Raw genomic sequence first — 24,081 nt, forward strand, 5'->3', positions numbered from 1 at the left:
GCCCCTGAGCGCTCCCACCGCGGCCGCCCACCCGGACGGCCGCGGTGCCGCGCGTGCGGAGCGGCCACAGAAGTGCCGCCCCGGGACACGCAGTAGCCCCTGAACCATGACGGGCATCTGTCCGACCGCTCACCGATGAGGTCCGGGCCCTCGCAACGCCCATCGGCGACGGGCACGGCCTGCGACGGCATTGCTTACGAGAGGGTGCGCGGTGATGCTCGAACCGTGACGAACGGCTGGTTCAGCTACACCAACGCTGTCAGGATTCTCGGTGCGGATACCGGGCTCGTCGATGCTCTCGACCGGCTGACAGGCGGGCTGCTCCTGGCGGCGACCGGGGGTGGCAGCCAGCTCGCGCTCAGCCTCTTCGACGCCAAGGGTGAGCTTGCCAGGCTCAGCCGGCAACTCGGGACCGGCCTCGGCGACCGCCTGCGCGGGCTGGATCGTTTCTCGCGCACCCAACGTATCGCGGCCGCTCACACGGTCATCGTCGTGACCGCGTTCTTCGAGGCGGCGGCTGAGGGTGGCCGTCGTTTCAGCGACGAGGAGCTTCGCCTGTTGCGGCAGGAGGAGCTGGCAATCGCGGGGAGCGGAGGGGCCGAAGGCTCCGCACTCGGCGACCTGGTGGACCGGCTCTTGCGCATGCGGGTGCCATGCCCGAGCCCCGCGTCGCCGTACGAGAGCGTTCTTCAGGACCTGGAGTCCCACTATGCCGAGCTCGGCTCGCGGCTGAAGTCGTTCATCAGCGGGCTGCGGCGGTGGGAGTCGATGGACGAGACACGTCGCGGCCGTCACGACGAATGGCTCGCCACGGAGCTGCCGGTCCAGGCGCGTGAGCGGTATGCCGACCTCTTCCACCGGCTCGAAGCCGAGGTGCCGGAGGTCGCGTACTGGAGCAACCGGGTCGATCACCAGGCCACTCGGGAGAGGCTGGACGCCGGCCTGAGTGAGCTGCGGAGACTGCTGGAGTCGGTGGGGTCGGGGTCGGAGCCGCATGGTGTGCGTGACGCCCTGTCCCGCGCCTATCGCCTGGCACTCGGCAAGCCCATCCTGTCGGCCACGGAACTCCCCGCGGGCGTGACGATCCCGTCGCTGAGCGACGCCTACATCAGCCCCTGCTTCCGCCTCACAGCAGCCGGCAGCGCGGCCGCACCGGCAGAGGACAGCTGGTGGGCGGAGGTGCCGGTCCAAGCAGATCTCCGTGCCTTCCTCTTCGGCCACCTCACACATCCTGCCGCCACCCGGTACCCGCTGTTGGTGCTCGGCCAGCCGGGAGCCGGCAAGTCCGTCCTGACGAAGGTCCTCGCCGCCGAGCTGCCGGCAGGTGAGTTGGCGGTGGTCCGCGTGCCGTTGCGCGAGGCTCCCATGGAGACGGACCTGCAGACGCAGATCGAGCACGCGATACGCCAGGCGACGGGTGAGCACCGCCCGTGGACCTCGGTCCACGAGGCCGGCGTGGTGGCGGTGGTGCTCCTTGACGGCTTCGACGAGCTGCTCCAGGCCACGCGGATCGGCAACTCCGACTATCTGGAGCGGGTGGCGGCGTTCCAGGAGCGTGAGGCCGCCCAGGGCAGGCCTACCGCGGTGATCGTGACCAGCCGTACAGCAGTCGCGGACCGCGCGCGGCTGCCCCTGGGCAGCGCCATCATCCGCCTGGAGCCCTTCCGACGAGACCAGGTAGCCCGGTGGGTGGGGATCTGGAACCGGGCCAACGCCACCGATATGGACACCGACGTCGTACTTTCCTTGGGGGAACTCGCCACCCAGCCGCTGCTGTTACTGCTGCTCGCCCTTTACGACGCGGAAGGCGACCCGCTCCGTCGCGAGGGCGAGCTGGCCCGGGCCGAGCTCTACGAACGGCTTCTCGTCCGCTTCGCCCGTCGTGAGGTCATGAAGTACGGATCCCGGCTCAGCGAGGCAGAGCTCGAGCAGGCCATCGACAGAGAACTGCTACGGCTGTCCGTTGTCGCGTTCGGCATGTTCAACCGGGACAGCCAGTGGATCACCGAGGACGAGCTGGAGGCTGATCTCCAAGCCCTCTTGCCCGAACCCCCCGTCTCCTCCCGGAGCTTCCAGCCCGCCTTGAGCGCGAGCCAGCTGGCCGTGGGACGCTTCTTCTTCGTCCATGAGGCTCAGGCGCTCCAGGACGAGCGGCGGTTGAAGACCTACGAGTTCCTGCACGCCACGTTCGGGGAGTACCTGGTCGCCCGGCTCACCGCGCAGGAAGTGCGCCACCTCCTGGCGCAGGCCCGGCTTTCCGCCTCCAGGGCCAGGCGCACCAGCCCCGACAGCGCCTTCCTGCACGCTCTGCTCTCCCACACCCCGCTCTCCTCCCGCGAGTCGATCCCGGAGTTCCTGCACGAACTGCTCTCCGGACTGCCCGAGGGAAAGGACCTCCTGCTCGGCATGTTCCGGGACGCGCTCATGTCCCGCACCTCATCGACGTATGACGCCTATCAGCCGGGACGCGTGGAGGCGTTCAGGACGGTTCCGGCCCGGTTCGCCGCCTACAGCGTCAACCTGTTGCTCCTCCTCGTCCTGGCGTCCGGGGAGGTCTCGGGCGGAGAGCTCTTCGACGAGCCGGGATACGTGATCGCCAGGTGGCGCGGCCTGGCTCGCCTCTGGCAGTCGCAGATCGGCTACAACGCCTGGTTCAACCTGATCCATGCCATCGACCTCGAGCGCGTGGGCACGGGCGAGGCACGCGACGTGATCATCCGCTGGGCCGCCGGGCGCCTGCCGGATCTGCCCGACGTGGATCCGTACTGGACCTACCACTCGGCCACGCGCGGCACCCACTCATGGATGATGAACGAGTTTCAGCCGTCGGCGCGGCAACTCCGTTTCGTCTGCGGCTATGAGGAGGATGCCCTGCTGCACACCGTGCAGCCGCTGGCGGACGAGCTCGGCACATCCATCATGACCTTCGCCGGCTTCTGGCCGGACCGCGCCGTCTCACCGGCCAACGCTCTGCTCCGCCTGTGGCTGCTGTCCAGCCGCCGAGCCGGCCTTTCCGAGCTCGCGGCTGCCTACGTCGAATGCCTGCACCTGAGCCAGGCGTTCGCCCCCTTCGCCCAGCGTGACGCTCACTCCTACCTCGACCTGGTCCTCGGACACCTCGATCTGGACGCCCACCGGTTGCGGGGCGTGCTGCGCCTCGATGAGGTACCGCTGGGCTCCGGCGAGCCGGAACTCGCCGAGAGAATACGGGCGGAGTTGACGCGGCTCGGATTCCGGTAGTGGCCCGGCTTCGGTAGCGGTGCCATGGAGGTGGAGCCTCCGTCGGTGCGGTCGCGCTCGGCCGTACCACATGAAGAAGCCGGCTCTCCGCGCCGAATTGGCGGCGGTGGAGCGGGGCTTTGTGTTCTCTGTCCTGATTCTGCGTGACCGGCCGCCAGCGTTACAGGTGACACGCCCAAAGCCGCAGGTCACATGCTGTCCAGCGACACCATCCCGACACGCAGTGCCAATCTGAGATGTTCACTTCTGTCTCCGCCTCGTCTCCCCGACCAGGCCGAACGCCTGGTCCGGGGCGGAGTCAGAAGGGCCGCCATGCGCCGTCTCGCTCCCCCGCCGTCAGCACCGCCGCTCTGCTGCTCCTCGCCCCGCTCCCCGCCGGCGCCGCCCTGCCGGCCCGCCTGGCATCCCTGCCGTCGTCGAGGCTCGCTCCGGACCGGCCGCCACCACGATCGCCGAGGGGTCGCACGCGGGCACCTACGGCATCACCGGATCCGGGCCGATGGCCAGTGCGACGCCCGCGCGAGTCAAGCACGACCGGGGCCTGTCCACGCGGGTCTCGGAGCGGATGGCGCTGGAGGAGATGCTCGCCACCTGCTGACCACCACGGGAGACCGACCCACATCGAAGGAGCAATCATGCGCCCAGCCGTTCGAACCGTCCTCGCCGTAGTCGCCGCCACGAGCTGCGCCCTCACCTCCACCCCGGCCATGGCCGCGGCACCAGCCGGTAACGCCCCCATGTGCGTGGCCGTCTGGCAAACAACGGGACGAATCACCAAGACCGGGTACGCCCGCAACGACTGCACCTCCCGGCTCCGGCTGAAGCTCAAGTGGGCTCGCGGAACAGACAGCGCATGCCAGACGGTCGACCCAGGCGAAACGATCTGGCACCAGGTCCCGCGAGGCGTCCGTTCGTTCGACGGCGCAGACACCTGTTGAAGATCGCGGCACGCCCCCACCTGGAGAAGCGCCGCCCAGCCCAAGGGGGTCGAGCGGGGTCTCGCGTCAGGTCAGGTGGCAGGTGAATCCGTCGACGCTGCTGCTGAGACGGGCGAAGAACACGATCTCGCAGAAGTACGTGCCCGCGTCCGGACCGGTCTCCAGCGTTACGTGCGCGTTGTAGCCGTCCCAGGCCCCGGAGCACGGGTGGCCGCTCACGTGCAGACTGCCGTTCTCCATCTCGAGCACGTACCCGCTGTCACACGAGTACAAGGCGGCGGAGGCGTGCGCTGGTGCTGCCGGCGTGGAGGTTGCCAGCAGCGCCCCGCCCACGATCAAGGCGACGCGGTTGGTGGTCATGCCTCGACGGTAGAAACGGACTTCGGAACGACCTAGATGCCGTCTGTCACCGAGAGATGTGTGTTCCTCACACGCCAGAGCAGGCCCCCGCCCCGGTCCGCGAGAACCAGAGCGGGGGCTTCGCGTTGCAGGGCGACAGGTCCATCGCCCGGCTGGTGGGCGTCAGCCGCTCCGCCGTCTACACCACGTGCCCGAGTTGAAGTCCAGCGGCGACCGCCAACACCGTCGCGGCCCTCGCTGCACGCGCCGAACTCGCCGCCGGCGACCGAGCCACGCCATCACCCCGCGCTCCATGACACCTCTAGGTGAGAAGCACCTGGTCGAGGGCGTGATCGCCGATGGCCGCCATGCCAGGGTCATCGGCCGAGCAGGCGACCAGAGCAGTGCCTATGGCGAGGGCCCAGCCCCGTGCGCGCTCCCAGGTCACCTCGTCGGCGTCCACGCGGCGGTGCGTCGGGCGGCGCGGGCCGGTGGAGGCCTGTCATGAAGTCGGCCAGCGGGACGGCGATGCCGGAACGGTCAGGCGGCGGCACGTCGGCGACCGTGCGGCCTTCGATCCAGGGCGCGATCGTCCACGGCCACGGGTAGCCCTCGCCGGGCACGCCGGTCCTGACGGGTACGGGCAGTGCGACCTCGACGTAGCCCGGCCAGGACGGGCAGCCAGCGTTGCTCGTTGACGATGAGGTCGACGGCAACCCGGCGGCGCGGCAGCCGTACGGACAGGTCCGCCCCCAGGCGGTGGATGACGTTGTCCCAGCCGTTGGCAACGGCGGTAAGCGGGCCTGCCAGATCCGGGTGCTGCGCGCGGATCAGGCGGTCAACAAGGTCGTCGTCGATGTCGGCTTCCGCTGCCGGGGTGTTCATGCCGCAACGACAGTGCGGGACGGCCTTGACGGACGTAGGCGCTGCAGCCGGACATGCCTGGTTGTCGCCGTGGACGCCGTCGTGCCTGGAGATCCGCTTGACCGTCAGCTGATCGCCCGCGTGGACGGCCTGGCTCATCCGAGATCTCATGTGTCCTGGCATCCGCGGGCTTCTCACTTCTGGATCTGCTCGGCGATCTTCTCCTCGATGAGGTCGGCGAGCCGTATCTCATACACGGTGTACTCGCGGATCTCGCCGTTCTCCTCGTACGTCGTGATGCCGTCGCCGAAGCGGCGCCGCACCGCCTCCAGCGCCGGTCCCACCTCGCGGGAGGCCGCCAGAGCCGCGGGCGGCATGCCCAGCAGCACATCGAGCAGGAGGCTGAAGCCTTCCGTCTCGCCGTCCTCGTCCTGGACGGCCAGGTCGGCCCGCTGCCGGATCTCGGCGGCGATCGCTGACGCGGCCGGAACGGACCCGGCGTGCGCAAGGAAACCCCCTCTTTCTCGCGACCCGACGACGTGCTGGCTCCGCGAGCAGCGGTCCCCCAGCTCGATGCCATCGCCTGGTGGTGACATGATCCATGGGTGGATTCGCTGCTCGAAACGTTGATGCGGATTGACTGGGACAGCCTCGATCACGCCTACGGGCGGGCCTCGGATGCGCCGGGGCAGCTGCTCGCGCTCGTCGGAGACGATCCTGAGGCCCAGAGCGCCGCTGTCGGCTATCTGGATGGCGCGATGCTGCACCAGGGCAGCGTCTGTTCCGCGACAGGGCCGTTCATCAGGTTCGTGGCGGCGGCGCTGGCGGATCCCGCGACGGACGTGGTCGTCGAGGATGTCCTTCCCTGGGATGCTGAGCCTCGCCCGCTGCGGGCCGCGCTGCTGGAATACCTGGCAATCTTCGTCGAGGCCTGCGACCTCATGAGAAGCGACGAGGAACTGCTGCGTGAGGCCCACCCGGCCGGACGCGACGAGGCGGACCTGCAACGGATCCGCGACGCCGCCCGCGCCTGCGACTGGACCCTTGACCCGGATCCGGCGACGCGCACGCCACCGCCCGCCGCCCTGCTCGAGGCGGCCGGCGACACCGGGTACCGCAAGGCGATGGCGGCCCGGGACCTGCTCGCCTGCAGAGAGGTGGTCCCCGACGTCCACGCCGCAGCCCTCCCGCTGATCACCGCTGCGGAGCCCGCCGTCCGGATCGCTGCGATGACCGCGGCGGCGTACTGCCTCGACCATGAGGCGCTCGGCCACGCCCGGGCAGCGCTGATCGAGCTCATCACGGACACGGCCGTCGTCTCGCCCGATCCGGCGGAGCGGGCGACCATCGCCTGCCTGCTCACGTCCTTGGGCGAGCTCCCGGAGCAGTTGCTGAGCGATCCTCACCCCGGGGTCCGCGCCTGCGCGGCTCTGGCGCCCGGCTTCGCGGGCGATCCGCGGGCCACGAGCGCCTTGGTCGCCGCCCTGGAGAACCCCCAGGAAGCCGATCACTGGTTCGACCGCCATCTGCCCGGCCAGGAAGGCTGGCTCCACTTCGACCTCGCCCGCACTCTCGCCGAACGCGCGGACGACCTCGACACCGTCCTGCCCGCCGCCCTGGGCCTGGCCACCCTCTCCTTCACCCTGGACTACCGCAACGACCTCGCCCCGTTCGTCGCGCTGGCCTTCCCGGAGCCGCTCACCGAGCACACGGTCCTGACACCAGCCCAACGCGCCCTGCTGGCGGCCCTCCTCGAACACCGGCACCTGCCGTTCGACGAAACCCTCTGCCGCCGCCTCCTGGACAGCTAGGTCAAGCCCGCACCCCAGCTGGTCCGGTGGCGGATGCGAGATCAAGGATCATGTGCTGAGGTGTGCCCATGACTGTCATGCGTGCCGTATGCGCCACCGTGGTGTTGCTGATCTCGGCGTTATCACCGCTGCCCGCCTCGGCGAGCTCCACGGCCACCTACCAGATCTGGCACTGGAACATCGCCGGTCACGGTTACCATCTCGGCTCCACCACCGACGGCATCCTGCAGGCGATGGGCGGCTCCATCAGCGGACGCAACCCGCATTTCGTCTCGGTCAACGAGATCTGCCACAGCCAGTACGACGCCATGATCGACTACCTGCAGAAGATCGGCTGGCCGCAGAACCCGCTCAACTTCGCCCGCTACGAGCCGATGAGACCCGCCGACGGCAGCTCCTACTGTGCCGGCACCGGCATCGGCCAGGCCCTGTTCAGCCGCTTCCCCCTGGGGCCCACCGAGCGTCACACCCTGCCCTACGACGGGTCCGACAAGCAGCGCAAGCTGCTCTGCGCGCCCATCGCGACCAGGACTCGCGTGAAGTTCTGCACCACGCACCTGACGTTCGACCGCGCCTACCAGGCCGCCCAGCTCACGTACGTGCGGGACATCCTCGACCGCGACCACGCCCAGGGCGACACCGTGCTCATCGCCGGCGACTTCAACGTCCAGCCCGGCGACGCGCTGCTCGACACCTGGTACCACCCCGGCGTCGACACCGTGAACAACGCGAACAACAGCGGCCGGTACCACGAACTGGACGATCAGGACTCGAAGTGCCCTGGCTGGGGCGAGCAGACGACCGAGAGCAGCCCCACCCTCGGAGCCTGCGGCCAGCCCCGCAAGGTGGATCTGATCTTCGCCGCCGCCGACCGGTTGGTGTCCTATTCCGCTGACTCCCAGCCCATCGGCCACCTCTGCGGCGCGAATCGTGACAAGGCATGCTCCGACCACCGGATGGTCAACGCCTTCGCCACGGTGACGGTCGCCGACTGACAGTGATGATGGAGCTGGACGCTTCCCTGCCAGGGTTACGTTCAGGGTCTTCTGTGTGCCGCTCCAGGGATTCGAACCCTGAACCTCCGCCTCCTGAAGACGGCGCCTCTGCCAGTTGGGCCAGAGCGGCTTGGGCCCCGGGCTTGGCTGGCGTGGGCCGGCCCGGGGCGAGGGCGAGGTCCGGCCGGGGGGCGCCATTCCCGCCGGCCAGGCCGTAGCCCGCGGCCCTTTTCTTTCAGGGCCGTCGTCCGAGTGGCAGGATTCGAACCTGCGGTGCTCCTGCTCCCAAGGCAGGCGGGCTGACCAAGCTGCCCCACACTCGGTTGACGAAATAAATGAGGAAGCCGCCTCGAAGGTGGTCCGAGACGGCTTTCCGGGAACCTCTGCGAGGATCAGCCGGAAAGCCTTCGCCGCAGCTCAGGCAGGGTGGCGGCGGAGGGTCGAGTCGTCATCGGGTTGAGCACTTCGCCGCCTTTCTCGCTCGCTGCTGGACGATGTCCACGGTAAACCGGTGATCGGGTCGCGTGCCACTTAATTATTCGCCGGCGCCGACGCGGCCCCCCGGGGTTTCGACGCGGAAGCGGGGCAGAGAATCCGGGTAGTTGTCGCGGACGTAATTGACCAGGAATTCGCGGACGTCGCACTTGAGGTCCCAGGAGGACGGCGAGTCGGCGGCGCTCATCAGGGCGCGCAGTTCGACCAGGCCGTTCGGCAGCACGTCCGTGACCTGGAGGGTCCAGTCCTTCTGGTCCCACAGCGGGTTGCCCTGCAGGAACTCGTAGAGCGCGTCGCGCAGCTTCGGGACCGGGACCGACCAGTCCACCCGCAGCAGGCACACGGCCAGGACGCGGCTGCCGTGGCGGGTCCAGTTCTCGAACGGGTTCTGGGTGAAGTACGAGACCGGGAGCACGAGGCGGCGCTCGTCCCACAGGCGCACCACGACGTACGTGAGCGTGAGCTCCTCGATGCGTCCCCATTCGTCCTCGACGACGACCACGTCGTCCAGGCGCAGGGCGTCGCTGAAGGCGAGCTGGAGGCCGGCGAGCATGTTGCCGATGGTGGGCTGGGCGGCGATGCCGACGATGGCGCCGGCGATGCCGGCCGAGGCGAGCAGTCCGGCGCCGAGCGCGCGGACCTGCGGGAAGGAGAAGAGCATCGCGCCGACCGCGATCACGATGATGATCGCGGCGGCGACGCGGCGGACCAGCGCGATCTGCGTCATGATCCGCCGCGCCCGCCGGTTGCGCTCCCCCTCGACCAGCACCAGGCGGTCGAGGATGACGTCCGTCAGCGCGTACGTGGCCTGCACGATCAGCCACGTGACCGCGGCGATCGTGGCCAGGCCCAGCACCCGTTCGACGGTGCCCGCGGTGCCCTTCTCGCTGGCCGAGTCGCCGAACATGCCCGGCCCGAACACGAGGTTGAACGCCACCACGGCGGCCACCGAGAAGGCCGGCCACGTGCAGTGCTCCACCAGGTGACGGGCCAGCGCCCATTTCCGGCCCACCTTGGTGAGAACTCTTCTGGACACCTCCACCAGCAGGATCGCGCCCACCACCGAGATGACGAGGATCGGCCAGTCAGCCGGAGACTGCACGCTCATGCCCCCAATGTCTTAGAACGTCTCGTCAAAGGTCACATTTCCCTCAACTGCCACTTGATACGCGGAGACACGCCGTTCGAAGAAATTGGCCAGCTCCTGCACGTCCTGCAACTCCATGAACGCGAACGGGTTCGCCGAGCCGTAACGCCTGGGCATACCCAGCCTGACCAGGCGTTGGTCGGCGACGTACTCCAGGTACTGGCGCATCTGCGCCACGCTCATGCCGGGCATGCCCTCCCCGCACAGATCCTCGGCGAAGGCCAGCTCGGCGGCCACCGCCTCCTCCAGCATCAGCGTCACCTGCTTGCCCAGCTCGTCGTCGAACAGCGACGGCTCCTCGGCCCGCACGGTGTCCACCACGCTGAACGCGAACTCCATGTGCATGGACTCGTCGCGGAACACCCAGTTCGTCCCCGTGGCCAGACCGCCGAGCAGGCCGCGGGAGCGGAACCAGTAGACGTAGGCGAACGCGCCGTAGAAGAACAGGCCCTCGATGCAGGCGGCGAAGCAGATCAGGTTGAGCAGGAACTGGCGGCGCTCGGCGGCGGTCTCCAGCCGCCGCAGGCTCTCGATGGAGTCGATCCACTTGAAGCAGAACTCCGCCTTGTCGCGGATCGACGGGATGTGCTCGATCGCGGCGAACGCCTTGACCCGCTCGTCCGGGTCGGGCAGGTACGTGTCGAGCAGCGTGAGGTAGAACTGCACGTGCACGGCCTCCTCGAAGAGCTGCCTGCTGAGGTAGAGGCGCGCCTCGGGGGCGTTGACGTGCTGGTAGAGGTTGAGCACCAGGTTGTTGGCCACGATGGAGTCGCCGGTGGCGAAGAACGCGACCAGCCGGTTGATCAGGTGCCGCTCCTGCGGCGTCATCCTGGCCAGGTCGGCGAGGTCGTTGTGCAGGTCCACCTCCTCGACGGTCCACGTGTTGCGGATCGCGGCGCGGTAGCGCTCGTAGAAGTCCGGGTAACGCATGGGCCGGAGGGTGAGGTCCATTCCGGGGTCGAGCAGCATGAGAAGGGGCTCCTTACTGGCAGGCTTCGCAGGTTTCGGGGTTCTCGAGTGAGCACGCCACGGCCGTCTCCACCGTGGCGACGGTGGTCTGGGCGATGCGGGTGGCGGGGCGGGAGCGCAGGTAGTACGTGGTCTTCAGGCCCTGCTTCCAGGCGTAGGCGTACATCGAGGAGAGCTTGCCGATGGTGGGGCTGGCCATGAAGAGGTTGAGCGACTGCGACTGGTCGATGTACGGCTGGCGCGCGGCGGCCAGGTCGATGAGTGCCTTCTGCGGCAGCTCCCAGGCCGTGCGGTAGAGCACCTTGAGGTCGTCGGGGACGCCGGGCAGCGCCTGCACCGAGCCGTCGGCCCGCTTGAGGTCGTCGCGGAGCTGCTGCGTCCACAGCCCGCGGGCCTGCAGGTCGGTCACCAGATAGCGGTTGACCTGCAGGAACTCGCCGGACAGGGTCTCGCGCTTGAACACGTTGGACACCTGCGGCTCGATGCACTCGTAGCAGCCGGCGATGGAGGCGATGGTGGCGGTGGGCGCGATGGCGATCATGAGCGAGTTGCGCAGGCCGGTGCGGGCGATCTTCTCGCGCAGCGCGTCCCACCGCGGGGACGAGGCCGCGCCGTAGTGGTCAGGGTGCAGGACGCCGCCGGCCGCGCGGGTCTCGTCGTACGACGGGTGCCGGCCGCGTTCGGTGGCGAGGTCGGCCGAGGTGTCGTACGCCGCCAGCGCGATCTCCTCGGAGATCCTGGTGGACAGCTCCAGCGCCCGCGGCGAGTCGAACGGCAGCCGCAGCGCGAAGAACACGTCGGCCAGCCCCATCAGGCCGAGCCCGATGGGCCGCCAGCGCTTGTTGGCCGCCTCGGCCTCGGGCGTCGGGTAGAAGCCGAGGTCGATGGTGCGGTCGAGGAAGCGTACGGCGGTACGCACGGTGCGGCGCAGCCGCTCCCAGTCCACGTCCCCCGCCACCAGGTGGGCGGCCAGGTTGATCGAGCCGAGGTTGCAGACCGCGGTCTCGGCGTCGCTGGTGACCTCCAGGATCTCGGTGCACAGGTTCGACAGGTGGATGACGTTCTCGGGGCGGGCGGTCTGGTTGGAGGTGCGGTTGGCGGCGTCCTTGAACGTCATCCAGCCGTTGCCGGTCTGGGCGAGGGTCCGCATCATGCGGCCGTACAGGGTGCGCGCCGGGATCTGCCTGACATATCGCCCCTCGGCCTCGTAGGCGCGGTATCTCGCCTCGAACGCCTCCCCGTACAGGTCCGTGAGGTCGGGCGTCTCCTTCGGGTCGAACAGCGACCACAGCTCGTCGGACTCGACCCGGCGCATGAACTCGTCGGGCACCCAGTTGGCCAGGTTCAGGTTGTGCGTACGGCGGGCGTCCTCGCCGGTGTTGTCCCGCAGCTCCAGGAACTCCTCGATGTCGGCGTGCCAGGTCTCCAGGTAGACGCAGGCCGCGCCCTTGCGCCGCCCGCCCTGGTTGACCGCGGCCACGGACGAGTCGAGCGTGCGCAGCCAGGGCACGATGCCGTTGGAGTGGCCGTTCGTGCCCCTGATGAGGGAGCCGCGCGAGCGCACCCGGGTCCAGGAGATGCCGATGCCACCGGCGTACTTGGACAGCCGCGCCACCTGACCGTACCTGTCGTAGATGCCCTCCAGCTCGTCGCGCGGCGAGTCGAGCAGGAAGCAGGAGGACAGCTGCGGGCGCCGGGCACCGGAGTTGAACAGGGTGGGCGAGCTGGGCAGGTACGACAGCGTGGACATGAGCCCGTACAGCTCGGCCGCCTCGGCGACGCTCTCCGACAGCCCGCAGGCCACGCGGAGGAAGAAGTGCTGCGGCCGCTCGAGCACGTCGCGGGTCTCGGGGTGGCGCAGCAGGTAGCGGTCGTAGACCGTGCGCAGCCCGAAGTACTCGAACCGGTCGTCGGCCTCCTCCGAGACGAGCGCGTCCAGCTCGGCGGCGTGGGCGGCGACGAACTCGGCCAGCGTGTCCTGGACCAGCCCGGCCGCGTGGGTGGCCGCGATCGACTCGGAGAACGAGCGCACGCCGTGCCCGGCGGCCTCGTCGGCGATCTCCTCGGCCAGCAGCCGGGCGGCGACCCGCGAGTTGGCCGGGTCGGCGATCACCCGCGCGGCGGCCTCCTCGATGGCCAGACGGCGGTCAACCTCGACGATCTGAGTCATGTTCGCTCTCCTCATCCCCGTGAGGGCATGCGAGAGCACGGCAGCACGCCATGGCATACCGCGTCGCGCTCCGGCCCACCCTCGAGACCTTGAACACCTCATGCCGGGCAGCACCCGGCACACCGCTGGCAGGTCTTCGGGCTCGCGGGCACGCTCGATGGCACCTACTGGCCGTCGCTTCCCGGATCTCTCCAGTGCCGATGACGGCGGTCGTTCCCGCTCACCGCTGCGGGGCAGCCCCGGAATCGCACCGGGTTCCCTTTTGCTCCGCCTCCTGGGAGGCGAACCAGCGACGAGCAGGATCCTACATCTAGTGGCCGTTCCCGCAACTACCCCAGCATGTTGTGGCTTTGGTGGAGTCGAGCAGGCCGAGATCCCGCAGTACGGCGCGGGTACGGGCGATCTCGGTGCCGAGCCAGCGGGCGAAGTCGTCGCCGGCGAGCGGGATCGGGACCCAGCCGGCCGCCAGGCAGGCCGCCTCCCAAGCGCTGGACCCGATCACCTCCTCGCACATGCGCACGGCCGACTCGCGGCTCTCGTCCGGCATGTCCTCGGGCCCGAACGCGGCCGTCCAGTCGGCGAAGTCCACCCGCACGCCGCACTCCAGGAGCGTCGGCACGTCGAGTTCGGGCACGCGCCGGGCCGTGGAGACGGCGAGCGCCCTGACCCGGCCGCGGCCGATGGGGGCGCGCCAGTCGGCCAGCGGGCCCGCGGCGGCGGCCACCTTGCCCGACAGCAGCGCGGAGACGGCCTCGCCCGTCCTGGGGTAGCCGGTGTAGTCGACCCGCCTGCCGTCCGCGCCGATGGCCCTGGCGATCAGGCCGAACAGCAGGTGGTCGGGTTCGCCCTGCGGCCCGCCCGCCAGCAGGGTCTGCTGGGGGCTGGCCAGGAGGCGGGCGGCGAAGTCGTCGAAGTCCCGCAGGGGCGAGCGGTCGGGCACGACCACGACCTCGATCTGGCCGCTGAGCCTGGCCAGCGGGGTGGCGGTGTCGAGCAGGCTCTGCGTGTTGTTCAGCTCGGCGCTGGCCAGCGCGGGCAGGCCGCTCACCGTGATCGCGAATCCGGCCCCGGCCACCGGGCCGCCGGGGCCGCTCCCGTCCGCCGGCCCGCTGCTACCCGCCGGGCCGGCGCCGGTCGCCGGGCTGCCGCCGATCGCGTGGCTGACGGCCGCCGCGAAGCCCGCGGCGCGGGCCGCGCCGGCGAACGCCTGCCCCACGCGGGCCCAGCGGCGCCCGCCCGCGTTGATCGAGAATCCGGTACGCACCACGTTCCCCGCCCGTTCCGTGCCGCAACCGGCCACGCAGGCGATGGCGCCGAGCCCGCAGGCGAGGAACCGCCGCCGGCGCATGTGCTTCTCCCCCGGATCCTCCATTACTCTAGGTTATTAACCCATTACTAGACGCTCTACACGGGGGTCGCGATCAACAGTCAAAACCGCTATTCTTCGCGATTTTTCGTGATTTTCAGGCTTAACTGACTTTCTTCCCGACTCCGGCCATCAGCGACGACGGCAGCGACCAGTCCCCCACCAGCTTGGGCCGGTCCGGCCGCCAGTCGGTCGCCTGGACGAGCCCCGGCGGCTCCAGCGGCCAGCCCCCGAAGAACGCGCGGATCTGCCCCGGGGACCGGTCGGTCCCGCCACCGGCCGACGAGCCCCGGTAGACCCTCCTGGCCCGCTCCTCGTCCTCCAGCCCCCCCAGGGTCGTGGCGTGCGTGATCACCAGGAAGCCACCCGGCGCCATCCGCTCGCGCAGCACGGCCACCGCCCGCTGCGGCCCCGCCGAGTCCGGCAGGAAGTGCAGGATCGAGACCAGCAGCACCGCGATCGGCCGGTCGAGATCGAGGAACTCGCCGGCCCTGGCCAGCACGTCCTCGGGGTCGAGCAGGTCGGCCTGGACGAAACGGGCCCTGCCCGGCGAGTGCCGGAGCAGGGCCGTGGCGTGTGCGGCGACGACGGGGTCGTGATCGACGTAGACGACCCTGGCCCCGGGCGCCACCTCGTGCGCGCTGCCCTGGGTGGGCAGCCCGCTGCCGAGGTCGAGGAACTGGTCGACCCCGGCGCGGGCGACATGACGTACGGCACGCTGGAGGAAGGCCCGGTTCGCGCGGGCCAGCGGGACCGCCTCCGGGATCAGCTCGGCGAGCTGGTCGATGGCCTGGCGGTCGACCGCGAAGTTGTCCTTCCCGCCCAGCATGTAGTCGTACATGCGTGCGGGATGAGGCTTCTGGTGGTCGAACTGCCGCACAGTATCGAATTTATGTCGTATCCAGCCGGATAACACTACCTTGGGAAGATTGTGGCTGAATTCAAGTCGGCTATTCGACCGTAACGCTCTTGGCCAGATTGCGCGGCTTGTCCACATCGCGGCCCAGCGCCACCGCGGCGTGGTACGCCAGGAGCTGCAGCGGGATCGTGAGCAGGATCGGGTCCAGCTCGATCTCGTTCCTGGGGATCACGATCACGTCGTCGGCCAGCTTGGCGTCGGGCTCGCGGTGCCCGACCATGAGCACCTGGCCGCCGCGGGCGCGGATCTCGCCGAGCGTGGTGAGATTCTTGTCGAGCAGCTCGTCGTCGGGCACGATCGCGACCGTCGGCATGTCGGGGCCGATCAGCGCGAGCGGGCCGTGCTTGAGCTCGCTGGCCGGGTACGCCTCGGCGTGCACGTAGGAGATCTCCTTGAGCTTCTGCGCGCCCTCGCGGGCCACCGGGTAACCGCGCACCCGGCCGACGAACATCATGCTCGGGTGCGGCGCGTACTTCTTGGCCAGCTCGGCGATCTTGTCGCCCTGCTGCAGGATCTGCTCGATCTGGCCGGGCAGCTTGCGCAGGCCCTCCACGATGCGCCGCCCGTCGGCGGGCGACAGGTCGCGCACGCGCCCGAGGTGCAGCGCGAGCAGCGCGAACGCCACCGACGTCGAGGTGAACGCCTTGGTCGAGGCGACCGAGACCTCGGGTCCGGCGTGCAGGTAGATGCCGCCGTCCACCTCGCGCGCGATGGCGCTGCCCACGGCGTTGACGATGCCGATGACCCGGCCGCCCTTGCGCTTGAGCTCCTGCACGGCGGCGAGGGTGTCGTAGGTCTCGCCCGACTGGCTGATCGCGACGTAGAGGGTGTCGGGGTCCACGACGGGGTTGCGGTAGCGGAACTCGCTGGCCGGCTCGGCGTCGGACGGGATGCGCGCCAGCTCCTCGATGAGCTGGGCGCCGATCTGGCCCGAGTAGTACGCCGACCCGCAGCCGATGATCTTCACCCGGCGGAAGCCCCTGGTCTCGCGGGCGTCCATGTTCAGGCCGCCGAGATGGGCCACGTGGAAGCGCTCGTCGAGGCGGCCGCTCATGGTGCGGGTGATCGTCTCGGGCTGCTCGGAGATCTCCTTGAGCAGGTAGTGCTCGTAGCCGCCGGTGTCGTAGTGGCCGGCGTCCCAGTCGACGGTCAGCGGCTCCTTGGCCGTCTCGCGGGCGTCGCTGGCGAAGGTGTGGAAGCCGTCGGCCTTGAGCACGGCCAGCTCGCCGTCCTCCAGGTGCACGACCTGGCGCGTGTAGCGGACCAGCGCCGCCACGTCGGAGGCGGCGAACATCTCCTTCTCGCCGATGCCCAGCACGATCGGACTGCCGTTGCGCGCCACGACCACCTCGCCCGGCCGCTCGGAGTCGATCACGGCGATGCCGTACGTGCCCACGACGCTCTTGAGCGTCTTCCTGACGGCCTCCTCCAGCGAGTCGTTCTCGTCCACCGCGGCGGCGATCAGGTGCGCGAGCACCTCGGTGTCGGTCTCGGAGGCGAACACCACGCCGTCGGCCTCGAGCTTGGCGCGCAGCTCCGCGGCGTTCTCGATGATGCCGTTGTGCACGACCGCGATGCGCTCGTCGGTGGACAGGTGCGGGTGCGCGTTGACGTCGCTGGGCACGCCGTGCGTGGCCCACCGGGTGTGCCCGATGCCCAGACCGCCCTTGAACCTGACCGGCACGACCTTGGCCAGATCCGCCACCCGGCCCTTGACCTTGCGTACCTTCAAGCCCTTGTTGGACACCACGACCCCGGCCGAGTCATAGCCCCGGTACTCCAGCCGCTGCAGGCCCTCCAGCAGGATGGGCGCGGCGTCCTTGGGGCCGACATAGGCCACGATTCCGCACATCGAGGTCTCCTCTATCCGTAAATGATCCTGCGTAGCTGCCTCAGGGACAGCTCTGGAGCCGCTACCCGCCGGCTCCGTAAGTCGGCGGCGATCCGGGGAAAGATCTCGTCATTGGTGAAGCCCTTGGACTTCAGCTCGCCGTGGCGGCGGCGGACGTACTCCTCGGTGGACTCCGAGAAGTACGACAGCACGTCGGCGACCACGCGGGCGGCCTCGCCGGGGCCGAGCGGGCTCGTCCTCGTGAGGTGCGCGATGAGATCTTCGTACGGATGCCGTGCCGTGGACACAGACGAGGACACTACGGCTCTGGAACGAGACACGCCAACATCCTGCCCGATATCGGGCAGGAAATGCTTCTAGGCGATGGCCGCACGGCTCCAGCCCTTGCTCAGCCGCCAGCAGGCGAAGGCTCCGGCGGCCAGGCCGAGGCCCGCGAGCACCGCCGCCGGGCCCGCCGTACCGGCGAGATCGCCCCTGACCGCCGCCTGCAGCATGGTCGTCGCCCAGTAGCCGGGCGAGACCGGCGCGACGGCCTGCGCCCAGCCGGGCATCAGCGCGTACGGGACCAGCGCACCGCCGAGGGCACTGACCGACAGGGCGGCGATGTTGCACAGCGTGCTGAGCTCGCCCTGGCTGCGCACGACACCGGCGATGGCGGTGCCCACGCAGAGCAGGGCGAAGCTCCACGCCGTCACGGCCAGGACGAGCGGCCCGATCGACCCCGCCGCCGGGCGCATGCCGACGGCGAGCACGCCGTAGCCGAGCAGCACGGCCTGCTGGACGACCAGCACGGCGAAGACGGGCAGCGCCTTGCCGATCATCATCTCGAGCACCGTGGCCCTGGTGGCGCGCAGCCGGTTCCAGGTGTGCCAGGTGCGTTCGGTGAGGGTGGCGGTGGCGACGTCGGCCATCGACAGCACCGAGAACATCACCAGCAGGCCCGTGACCGCCTGCGTGGGTTCGCCGAGCATGCCCTTGAAGATCAGCATGAGCACCATGGGCATGACGAGGTAGCTGACGAAGTGGGCGGGGTCGCGCCGGCGCAGCAGCACGTTGTGGCCGGCCAGCACGGCGATCCGGCGCGCACGGCTCTTGAGCAGGTGGCTCTCGCGGGGTTCATGCGGCACGGTCATGGGACAGCTCCCGATACAGGTCGTCGAGCGAGGGCTGGCGGATGTCGATGCCCTGTACCGGGCGGTCGAGGTCGCGCAGCAGGGCGGCCAGGGTGGCGGTCGGGTCGGTGGTCGTGATGGCGATGTCCTGGCCGCCGTCCACGCTCACCCGTACCTCCGCCGGCAGGTCCTTGAGCAGCTCGGCGCCGGTGCCGCGGGCGATCACCCGGCCGTTCCCGGCGACGGCCACCGTGGCGGCCAGCTCGGCCAGCTCCGGCAGGTAGTGGGTGCAGTAGACGACGGCCGCGCCGCGTTCGGCCCGCCGCCGCACGGCCGCCAGCAGCGCCGTGCGCGTCTCGGGGTCGGCGCCCGCCGTGGGCTCGTCGAGCAGCAGCACGTCGGGGTCGGCCAGGAGGGCGGTCGCGGCCTGCGCCCTGCGCTGCTGGCCACCGGAGAGCACGCCCACCCGCCGGTCGAGCACGCCGGTGAGCGCCAGCTCCTCCGCCGTGTCCTCGACCGCCGCGGCCAGGGCCCGCCCGCGCAGCCCCGCCAGGCCGCCGAACAGCCGCAGCGTCTCCCGTACGGTGACCGAGGGGTAGAGCGCGAGCTGCTGCGGCGCCACCCCCACCTCCCCCTCGACCCGCACGGACCCGGCGTCCGGCACGGTCAGCCCCGCGGCGATCTCGAAGAACGTCGTCTTGCCCGCCCCGTTGTGCCCCACCAGCCCCGCGATCTCCCCCGGCGCCACTCGCAGGTCGAACCCGTCGAGCGCGGTGACGTCGCCGTACCGCTTGACCAGCCCTTCGGCCCTCAGCATGACCATCACATCCTTCTCGGTCTACGTCGTAGACTGCTCTACACTGTAGACTCGGCGCGTGCGAAAGCTCAAGACCTCCCGGCAACCGGAAATCCTCGACGCGGCGCTCGCGATCGCCGACGAGCGCGGGCTCGACGCCCTGTCCATGCGGGCCGTGGCGGAGCGCATCGGGGTGACGCCCATGGCCCTGTACGGCTACTTCCGCAACAAGGACGAGCTGCTCGACGGCCTGGTGGGGCGCCTGCTCACCGAGCTCGCCCCCGCCGAGCCCGGTGGCTCGTGGCAGGAGCGGCTGGCCTCGGTCGCGTGGGCGACGCGGCGGGTGGCCAGGCAGCACCCTTCGGTCTTCCCGCTGTTGCTCTTCCGCGCCTCGGTGACGCCGGACGGGGTGCGCGTCGTGGACGCGATCTACCAGGCACTGCTGGAGGCGGGGGTGCCGGAGGCGGAGGTGCCGCGGATGGAGCGGCTGGTGAGCACGTTCGTGCTCGGGTTCGCGGTCTCGGAGACCAACGGGCGCTTCTCCAGCGCCTCGAACGAGTCGCGGGCGCGGCGCGGCGACGCGGACGCCCCGGCGCACCGGAGGCTGGCGGAGCATCTGACGGTCGATGACTGGGATGCCGAATTCGCCGCGGATCTGGCTGATCTCATGCGTATCATCCGACCCGTCTGACACATCCCTTTCCTGGGAATAGTTACGCTGAGTAGTCGTATCGTGACTTTCCTGGGGAGATGTTTCATGCAGCTCTGGCTCGCCGTCGTCCTGGCCGCCGGCGTTCTCACCGCACCCGCCGACGTCCCGCCGCTCACCGCGCCCGACGTGGGAAGGCAGGCCGAGTTCGCCGCGGCCGCGCGGGAGTACGGGGTGCCGGAGAGCGTGCTGCTCGCGGTGGCGTACCTGGAGTCGCGGTGGGACGCGAACGGGGGGCGGCCGAGCACGGCAGGCGGCTACGGGCCGATGCACCTGGTGGACGCCTTCCCCGGCGACGTACGCGCCCACGGCCACGCCTCCGCGCACGGGGAGACGATCATCGGGGACGCCCTCGGCGACCCCCGCGGGGACGACGCCCGGCCCATGTCCACCTCGGTCACCGAGGCCCTGTCCCGCTCGGCGCTGCGCACGTCGGCGGCGGCCCCGCCCCGCACGACCCTCCCCGAGGCCGGGCGGCTGATCGGCGTGGAGCCCGCGCGCCTGCGGACGGACCCGGCGGCGAACATCCGCGCCGGCGCCGCCCTCCTGGCCTCCTACCAGGAGCGCCCCAGCGCCGAGCCCGCCGACTGGCACGGGGCCGTCGCCCGGTACGCGGGGACGGATGATCCGGTGGCGTCCCGGGCGTTCGCGGACGAGGTGTTCTCGGTGATGCGGGAGGGGGCGCAGCGCCGTACGGACGACGGTCACCTGGTACGGCTCGATCCCGTACCGGACCTGCCCGCGGCGCGCGGGGGCGCGACACCGGTGGACGCGCGGCCCAGCGCCACCGCCTCACCGGCGAACCCGCACCCCGGCCCCGCCGCCTCATCCGCGGCCCAGCACCCCGGCCCGGCCACCTCACCCGCACCCCGGAACCCCGGCCCGGCCACCTCACCGGCGGGCCGGCAACCCGATCCGGCCGCCTCACCGGCGGACCGGGAACCCGACACCGGCATCGAGGGGTGGCCGGACGACGAGGCGGGCCTGCTGGCCGGAGCGGACGCCGAAGCCCTGTGGGAGACCACGCCCAAGGGCCAGCCGTCGACGCAGGCCGAGTGCCCGTCCTCGCTCACCTGCGAGTGGATGCCCGCCGCCTACAAACGCTTCGGCAAGAAGAAGGACCGCGACTACGGCAACCACGACCACCTGGCCCGCAAGCGCTCGGTCGACTACATCGTCATCCACGACACGGAGGGCACCTACCAGGGCATCCCCAGCCTGATCCGCAACCCGAAGTACGTGAGCTGGCACTACACGATCCGCTCCAGGGACGGACATGTCGCCCAGCACGTGCCGACGAACGACATCGCATGGCACGCGGGCAACTGGGACGTCAACACCCGCTCGATCGGCATCGAGCACGAGGGCTACCTGGCCAAGGGGGGCGCCTGGTACACGGAGGCGATGTACCGGTCGTCGGCCAGGCTGGTCAGGTACCTGGCCGCCAAGTACGACATCCCGCTCGACCGGGCCCACATCCTCGGCCACGACAACGTCCCCGGCACGACCCCGCAGACGGTCGCCGGCATGCACGAGGACCCGGGACCGTACTGGGACTGGGAGCACTACTTCGAGCTCATGAACAAGCCGTTCAAGGCCGCCAAGAACGGCGATTCCATCATCATCCGCCCCTCGTACGCCTCCCACCGGCCGCGCTTCACCGGCTGCGTGGCCACCAAGCCCGCCCAGGCCTGCCCGGCGCACGGGGCGTCCACCGTCTGGCTGCACAAGGCGCCGAGCCAGAGCGCTCCCCTGGTGACCGACCTCGGCAAGCACCCGGGCAAGCCGAGCACGTACAGCGTGTACGACCACAGCGCCCGTGCCTCCACCGGCCAGCGTTACGCCGTCGCGGACCGGCAGGGGGACTGGACGGCGATCTGGTACCTGGGGCAGAAGGCGTGGTTCCACAACCCGGCCTCGAACCCGACCGCCATCCCGGCCAGGGGCCCGATGGTGACGCCGCTGTCGGGCGAGGTGAAGGTGTACGGGCGGGCGTACCCGGAGAAGTCCGCCTACAAGAGCGCCGCGTACCAGCCGCTGACCCCGCTCAAGTACAAGATCGCGCCGGGGCAGACGTACACGGTGGGTGACACCGTCACCGGCTCCTATTACGCCGCCAACGCCTACTCCCCGGCCAAGCATGTCACCACCACCGGCAAGACCCGCTACCACCAGATCCAGCTCGGGCACCGGGTGATGTTCGTGATGGCCAAGGACGTGCGTTTGATCGGTTGAATTTCGCTCCGCGGGCCGCGCAGTGCGCACGGGCACTCTCCGGAGACGATATGGTTTTCCCGTGGCCCGGCGCAGGTAGCCGGAGGCTCACGCGGAAGTGGCTCAGTGGTAGAGCATCACCTTGCCAAGGTGAGGGTCGCGGGTTCGAATCCCGTCTTCCGCTCGGAGCAAGACTCCTGGTGGAGTGGCCGAGAGGCGAGGCAGCGGCCTGCAAAGCCGTCTACACGGGTTCAAATCCCGTCTCCACCTCGGTGATCTGCGGACCCTCCAGGATCCGCTAAAGTAAGTCCAGCGCCATGCGGAAGTGGCTCAGTGGTAGAGCATCACCTTGCCAAGGTGAGGGTCGCGGGTTCGAATCCCGTCTTCCGCTCTGAGTTTCCAACTCAATAAAGGACGATTAGCTCAGCGGGAGAGCGCTTCCCTGACACGGAAGAGGTCACTGGTTCAATCCCAGTATCGTCCACCCTCTCTTATGAGAGTGCGACCCCAGGCTCGTGGCTTTCCGCCGGAGTCTGGGGTTTGTCGTTTCCGGCCCGCCCTTCCAGCAGCCGGACCAGCCGCGCCCTGCACTGCGGCCACTCCTCGGCGATGACGGAGAACATCGCGGAGTCGCGCAGCAGGCCGTCCTCCCCCGGCGCCCACGACGGCGACCACCTGCGCAGTACGCCCTCGAACCGCGCGCCCACCTTCTCCAGGGCGGCCCGCGAGCGCTCGTTGCGGGCGTCGGTCTTGAGATCGACCCTGGCCACGCCCCAGCTCTCGAAGGCGTGGCCGAACAGCAGCAGCTTCGCCTCCGTGTTCACGCCGGCGCCTCGCGCGGATCCGCCGAGCCAGGTGAACCCGATCTCGACCGCGCACAACCGGTCGCCTCCCGGCCACAGGCGCGGGTCCCAGTAGGCGGTGACGCCGACCGCGCGGCCCGACGCCCTGTCCACCTGCGCGTACGGCGCGAGCCGCCCCGCCGCCTGACGCTCGAGCTGCGCGTCGATGTAGGCGCCGACCTCGTCCGCCCTCGGCACCCAGGTGAAGGCGAACGCGCCGCGGTCCTCCTCGGCCGCCACGGCCAGGTCGCCGGCGTGGTGATGGCCGAGGGGCTCCAGGCGGACGCGCGCGCCTTCGAGCACGGGCCCCTCCAGCGCGAAAGTCATCGATGCACCCCCAGAGTGATCATCCTTGCCGCGCCAGAGCCGAGCGTCAACGGTGGCGGTGGCCGACCATGGGGGATATGTCGCCTTGTGCGAAGTTTTGGGGACAGAGCGTGTATATACCGATTAAGGGCGGGTAGCGCCGATGCATTGGCTCCTCGGAGGAGGAAACCGTGGATATCAACATCGGCCAGGGCCTGTCAGACGCCTGGCGGCAAATAGCGATGTTCGTGCCGAGGCTGGTCGCGTTCCTGGTGATTCTGCTCATCGGGTGGATCGTGGCCAAGGCTCTGGAGAAGATCGTCGACAAGGTGCTCGAACGGGTCGGCTTCGACCGAGCGGTGGAGCGCAGCGGCGTGCGTCGCTGGCTGGAGCGCAGCAAGTACGACGCCAGCAGCCTGCTCGCGAAGATCGTCTTCTATGCGATCCTGCTGATCACCCTGCAGATGGCCTTCAACGTCTTCGGCCCCAATCCGGTCTCGGCGCTGCTGGCCGGCGTGGTCGGCTGGCTGCCCAAGGCCCTCGTGGCCATCGTGATCATCGTGGTGGCCGGGGCGGTGGCCAAGGCCGTCAAGGACATCGTGGGCGGCATGCTCGGCGGGCTGTCGTACGGCCGCTGGCTGGCGACCGCGGCGGCGGTGTTCATCTGGGCGCTGGGCATCATCGCCGCGCTCAACCAGATCGGCGTGGCCACGACCGTGACGACGCCCGTGCTCGTCACGGTGCTCGCCACGATCGGGGCGATCGCGGCGATCGGCATCGGGGGCGGGCTCGTCCGGCCCATGCAGCAGCGGTGGGAGCGCTGGCTGGGGCGGATGGAGCAGGAGGCTCCGCAGGCCAGGGCGCACGCCGAGGCGTACCAGCGGGGGCGTGAGGACGCCCGCGCCATGACGGAGGAGACGGCGCCGATCCGGACGTCGCCCGGCGGAGCGCACCGCTCCGACATGCCTCCGGGCTGAGGCCCGAGGCGAACGCCCGG

20 protein-coding genes, 6 tRNA genes and 1 riboswitch are annotated in these 24,081 nt (G+C 70.0%); of the genes, 10 read left to right on the top strand and 16 right to left on the bottom strand.

All coding sequences use genetic code 11. The features are described from left to right. The first annotated feature begins 225 nt into the window (after positions 1–225). Positions 226–3,240 (top strand): NACHT domain-containing protein, encoded by a 3,015-nt coding sequence (locus ACBJ32_RS13445; protein WP_375126988.1) that lies wholly within the window; start codon positions 226–228, stop codon positions 3,238–3,240. Positions 3,241–4,244: 1,004 nt separating this feature from the next. Here ACBJ32_RS13445 and ACBJ32_RS13450 read toward each other — a convergent pair. The 4 genes from ACBJ32_RS13450 to ACBJ32_RS13465 form a co-directional block, all read right to left on the bottom strand. Next, the gene (locus ACBJ32_RS13450) at positions 4,245–4,538 is read right to left on the bottom strand and encodes a hypothetical protein (protein ID WP_375126989.1); all 294 of its coding nucleotides are present in this window, start codon (positions 4,536–4,538) and stop codon (positions 4,245–4,247) included. A gap of 356 nt (positions 4,539–4,894) precedes the next feature. Next, positions 4,895–5,140, bottom strand: coding sequence for a phosphotransferase (locus ACBJ32_RS13455; RefSeq protein WP_375127749.1), 246 nt, complete (start codon positions 5,138–5,140; stop codon positions 4,895–4,897). Then, positions 5,058–5,540, bottom strand: a complete 483-nt coding sequence (locus tag ACBJ32_RS13460) for a hypothetical protein (RefSeq protein ID WP_375127773.1) — start codon at positions 5,538–5,540, stop codon at positions 5,058–5,060. The genes ACBJ32_RS13455 and ACBJ32_RS13460 overlap by 83 nt, the downstream gene beginning before the upstream one ends. A 35-nt stretch (positions 5,541–5,575) precedes the next feature. Beyond that, a complete protein-coding gene (locus ACBJ32_RS13465) occupies positions 5,576–5,977 on the bottom strand; it encodes a hypothetical protein (protein WP_375126990.1) in 402 nt (133 codons plus the stop codon). A 9-nt stretch (positions 5,978–5,986) separates the two neighbouring features. Between ACBJ32_RS13465 and ACBJ32_RS13470 the strand changes: the two genes are divergently transcribed. Continuing rightward, a complete protein-coding gene (locus tag ACBJ32_RS13470) occupies positions 5,987–7,192 on the top strand; it encodes a hypothetical protein (RefSeq protein ID WP_375126991.1) in 1,206 nt (401 codons plus the stop codon). 68 nt (positions 7,193–7,260) lie between these two features. Beyond that, a complete protein-coding gene (locus ACBJ32_RS13475) occupies positions 7,261–8,187 on the top strand; it encodes an endonuclease/exonuclease/phosphatase family protein (protein WP_375126992.1) in 927 nt (308 codons plus the stop codon). Positions 8,188–8,243: 56 nt separating this feature from the next. Here the strand turns inward: ACBJ32_RS13475 and ACBJ32_RS13480 are convergent. From ACBJ32_RS13480 to ACBJ32_RS13530, 11 genes are all read right to left on the bottom strand, one after another. Further along, a tRNA-Leu gene (locus ACBJ32_RS13480) sits at positions 8,244–8,317 on the bottom strand. A 117-nt stretch (positions 8,318–8,434) separates the two neighbouring features. After that, a tRNA-Pro gene (locus ACBJ32_RS13485) sits at positions 8,435–8,510 on the bottom strand. Positions 8,511–8,722: 212 nt separating this feature from the next. Next, positions 8,723–9,790: a mechanosensitive ion channel family protein gene (locus tag ACBJ32_RS13490; RefSeq protein WP_375126993.1), complete on the bottom strand. Its 1,068-nt coding sequence runs from the start codon at positions 9,788–9,790 to the stop codon at positions 8,723–8,725. A gap of 12 nt (positions 9,791–9,802) precedes the next feature. Continuing rightward, complete coding sequence (locus ACBJ32_RS13495) at positions 9,803–10,798, bottom strand: ribonucleotide-diphosphate reductase subunit beta (RefSeq protein ID WP_357869579.1); 996 nt, start codon at positions 10,796–10,798, stop codon at positions 9,803–9,805. A 13-nt stretch (positions 10,799–10,811) separates the two neighbouring features. After that, positions 10,812–12,968 (bottom strand): ribonucleoside-diphosphate reductase subunit alpha, encoded by a 2,157-nt coding sequence (locus tag ACBJ32_RS13500; RefSeq protein ID WP_375126994.1) that lies wholly within the window; start codon positions 12,966–12,968, stop codon positions 10,812–10,814. 109 nt (positions 12,969–13,077) lie between these two features. Then, positions 13,078–13,274: riboswitch (cobalamin riboswitch) on the bottom strand. A gap of 4 nt (positions 13,275–13,278) precedes the next feature. After that, positions 13,279–14,340: a Bug family tripartite tricarboxylate transporter substrate binding protein gene (locus tag ACBJ32_RS13505; protein ID WP_375126995.1), complete on the bottom strand. Its 1,062-nt coding sequence runs from the start codon at positions 14,338–14,340 to the stop codon at positions 13,279–13,281. Between the two features lie 97 nt (positions 14,341–14,437). Further along, complete coding sequence (locus ACBJ32_RS13510) at positions 14,438–15,214, bottom strand: SAM-dependent methyltransferase (RefSeq protein ID WP_357869571.1); 777 nt, start codon at positions 15,212–15,214, stop codon at positions 14,438–14,440. Between the two features lie 70 nt (positions 15,215–15,284). Beyond that, positions 15,285–17,105 carry a glutamine--fructose-6-phosphate transaminase (isomerizing) gene (gene glmS, locus ACBJ32_RS13515; protein WP_375126996.1) on the bottom strand — a complete coding sequence of 607 codons (1,821 nt, stop codon included), beginning with the start codon at positions 17,103–17,105 and terminating at the stop codon, positions 15,285–15,287. Between the two features lie 11 nt (positions 17,106–17,116). After that, on the bottom strand, positions 17,117–17,392 hold the full coding sequence (locus ACBJ32_RS13520; RefSeq protein ID WP_357869566.1) for a hypothetical protein: 276 nt from the start codon (positions 17,390–17,392) through the stop codon (positions 17,117–17,119). Between the two features lie 69 nt (positions 17,393–17,461). Continuing rightward, complete coding sequence (locus ACBJ32_RS13525) at positions 17,462–18,238, bottom strand: ABC transporter permease (protein WP_375126997.1); 777 nt, start codon at positions 18,236–18,238, stop codon at positions 17,462–17,464. After that, a complete protein-coding gene (locus ACBJ32_RS13530; RefSeq protein ID WP_375126998.1) occupies positions 18,222–19,034 on the bottom strand; it encodes an ATP-binding cassette domain-containing protein in 813 nt (270 codons plus the stop codon). Before ACBJ32_RS13530 ends, ACBJ32_RS13525 begins: the two co-directional genes overlap by 17 nt. Before the next feature lie 58 nt (positions 19,035–19,092). On the opposite strand from ACBJ32_RS13530, the gene ACBJ32_RS13535 reads away from it, so the two are divergent. The 6 genes from ACBJ32_RS13535 to ACBJ32_RS13560 all read left to right on the top strand — a co-directional run bounded on the left by ACBJ32_RS13535 (position 19,093) and on the right by ACBJ32_RS13560 (position 22,420). Continuing rightward, on the top strand, positions 19,093–19,704 hold the full coding sequence (locus ACBJ32_RS13535) for a TetR/AcrR family transcriptional regulator (protein WP_375126999.1): 612 nt from the start codon (positions 19,093–19,095) through the stop codon (positions 19,702–19,704). 66 nt (positions 19,705–19,770) lie between these two features. Continuing rightward, the gene (locus ACBJ32_RS13540; protein WP_375127000.1) at positions 19,771–21,957 is read left to right on the top strand and encodes an N-acetylmuramoyl-L-alanine amidase; all 2,187 of its coding nucleotides are present in this window, start codon (positions 19,771–19,773) and stop codon (positions 21,955–21,957) included. 91 nt (positions 21,958–22,048) lie between these two features. After that, positions 22,049–22,120, top strand: a tRNA-Gly gene (locus ACBJ32_RS13545). Between the two features lie 15 nt (positions 22,121–22,135). Next, positions 22,136–22,206 (top strand) — tRNA-Cys (locus ACBJ32_RS13550). 49 nt (positions 22,207–22,255) lie between these two features. Continuing rightward, a tRNA-Gly gene (locus tag ACBJ32_RS13555) sits at positions 22,256–22,327 on the top strand. A 21-nt stretch (positions 22,328–22,348) separates the two neighbouring features. Continuing rightward, positions 22,349–22,420: transfer RNA gene (locus tag ACBJ32_RS13560), tRNA-Val, on the top strand. Between the two features lie 7 nt (positions 22,421–22,427). Here ACBJ32_RS13560 and ACBJ32_RS13565 read toward each other — a convergent pair. Continuing rightward, entirely contained in the window at positions 22,428–23,105 is a 678-nt protein-coding gene (locus tag ACBJ32_RS13565) for a GNAT family N-acetyltransferase (RefSeq protein ID WP_375127001.1), read from the bottom strand. 170 nt (positions 23,106–23,275) lie between these two features. On the opposite strand from ACBJ32_RS13565, the gene ACBJ32_RS13570 reads away from it, so the two are divergent. Next, complete coding sequence (locus tag ACBJ32_RS13570; RefSeq protein ID WP_375127002.1) at positions 23,276–24,061, top strand: hypothetical protein; 786 nt, start codon at positions 23,276–23,278, stop codon at positions 24,059–24,061. Positions 24,062–24,081: the final 20 nt, after the last annotated feature.

The organism is Nonomuraea sp. GTA35 (genome assembly GCF_041950525.1).
Lineage (GTDB): Bacteria > Actinomycetota > Actinomycetes > Streptosporangiales > Streptosporangiaceae > Nonomuraea.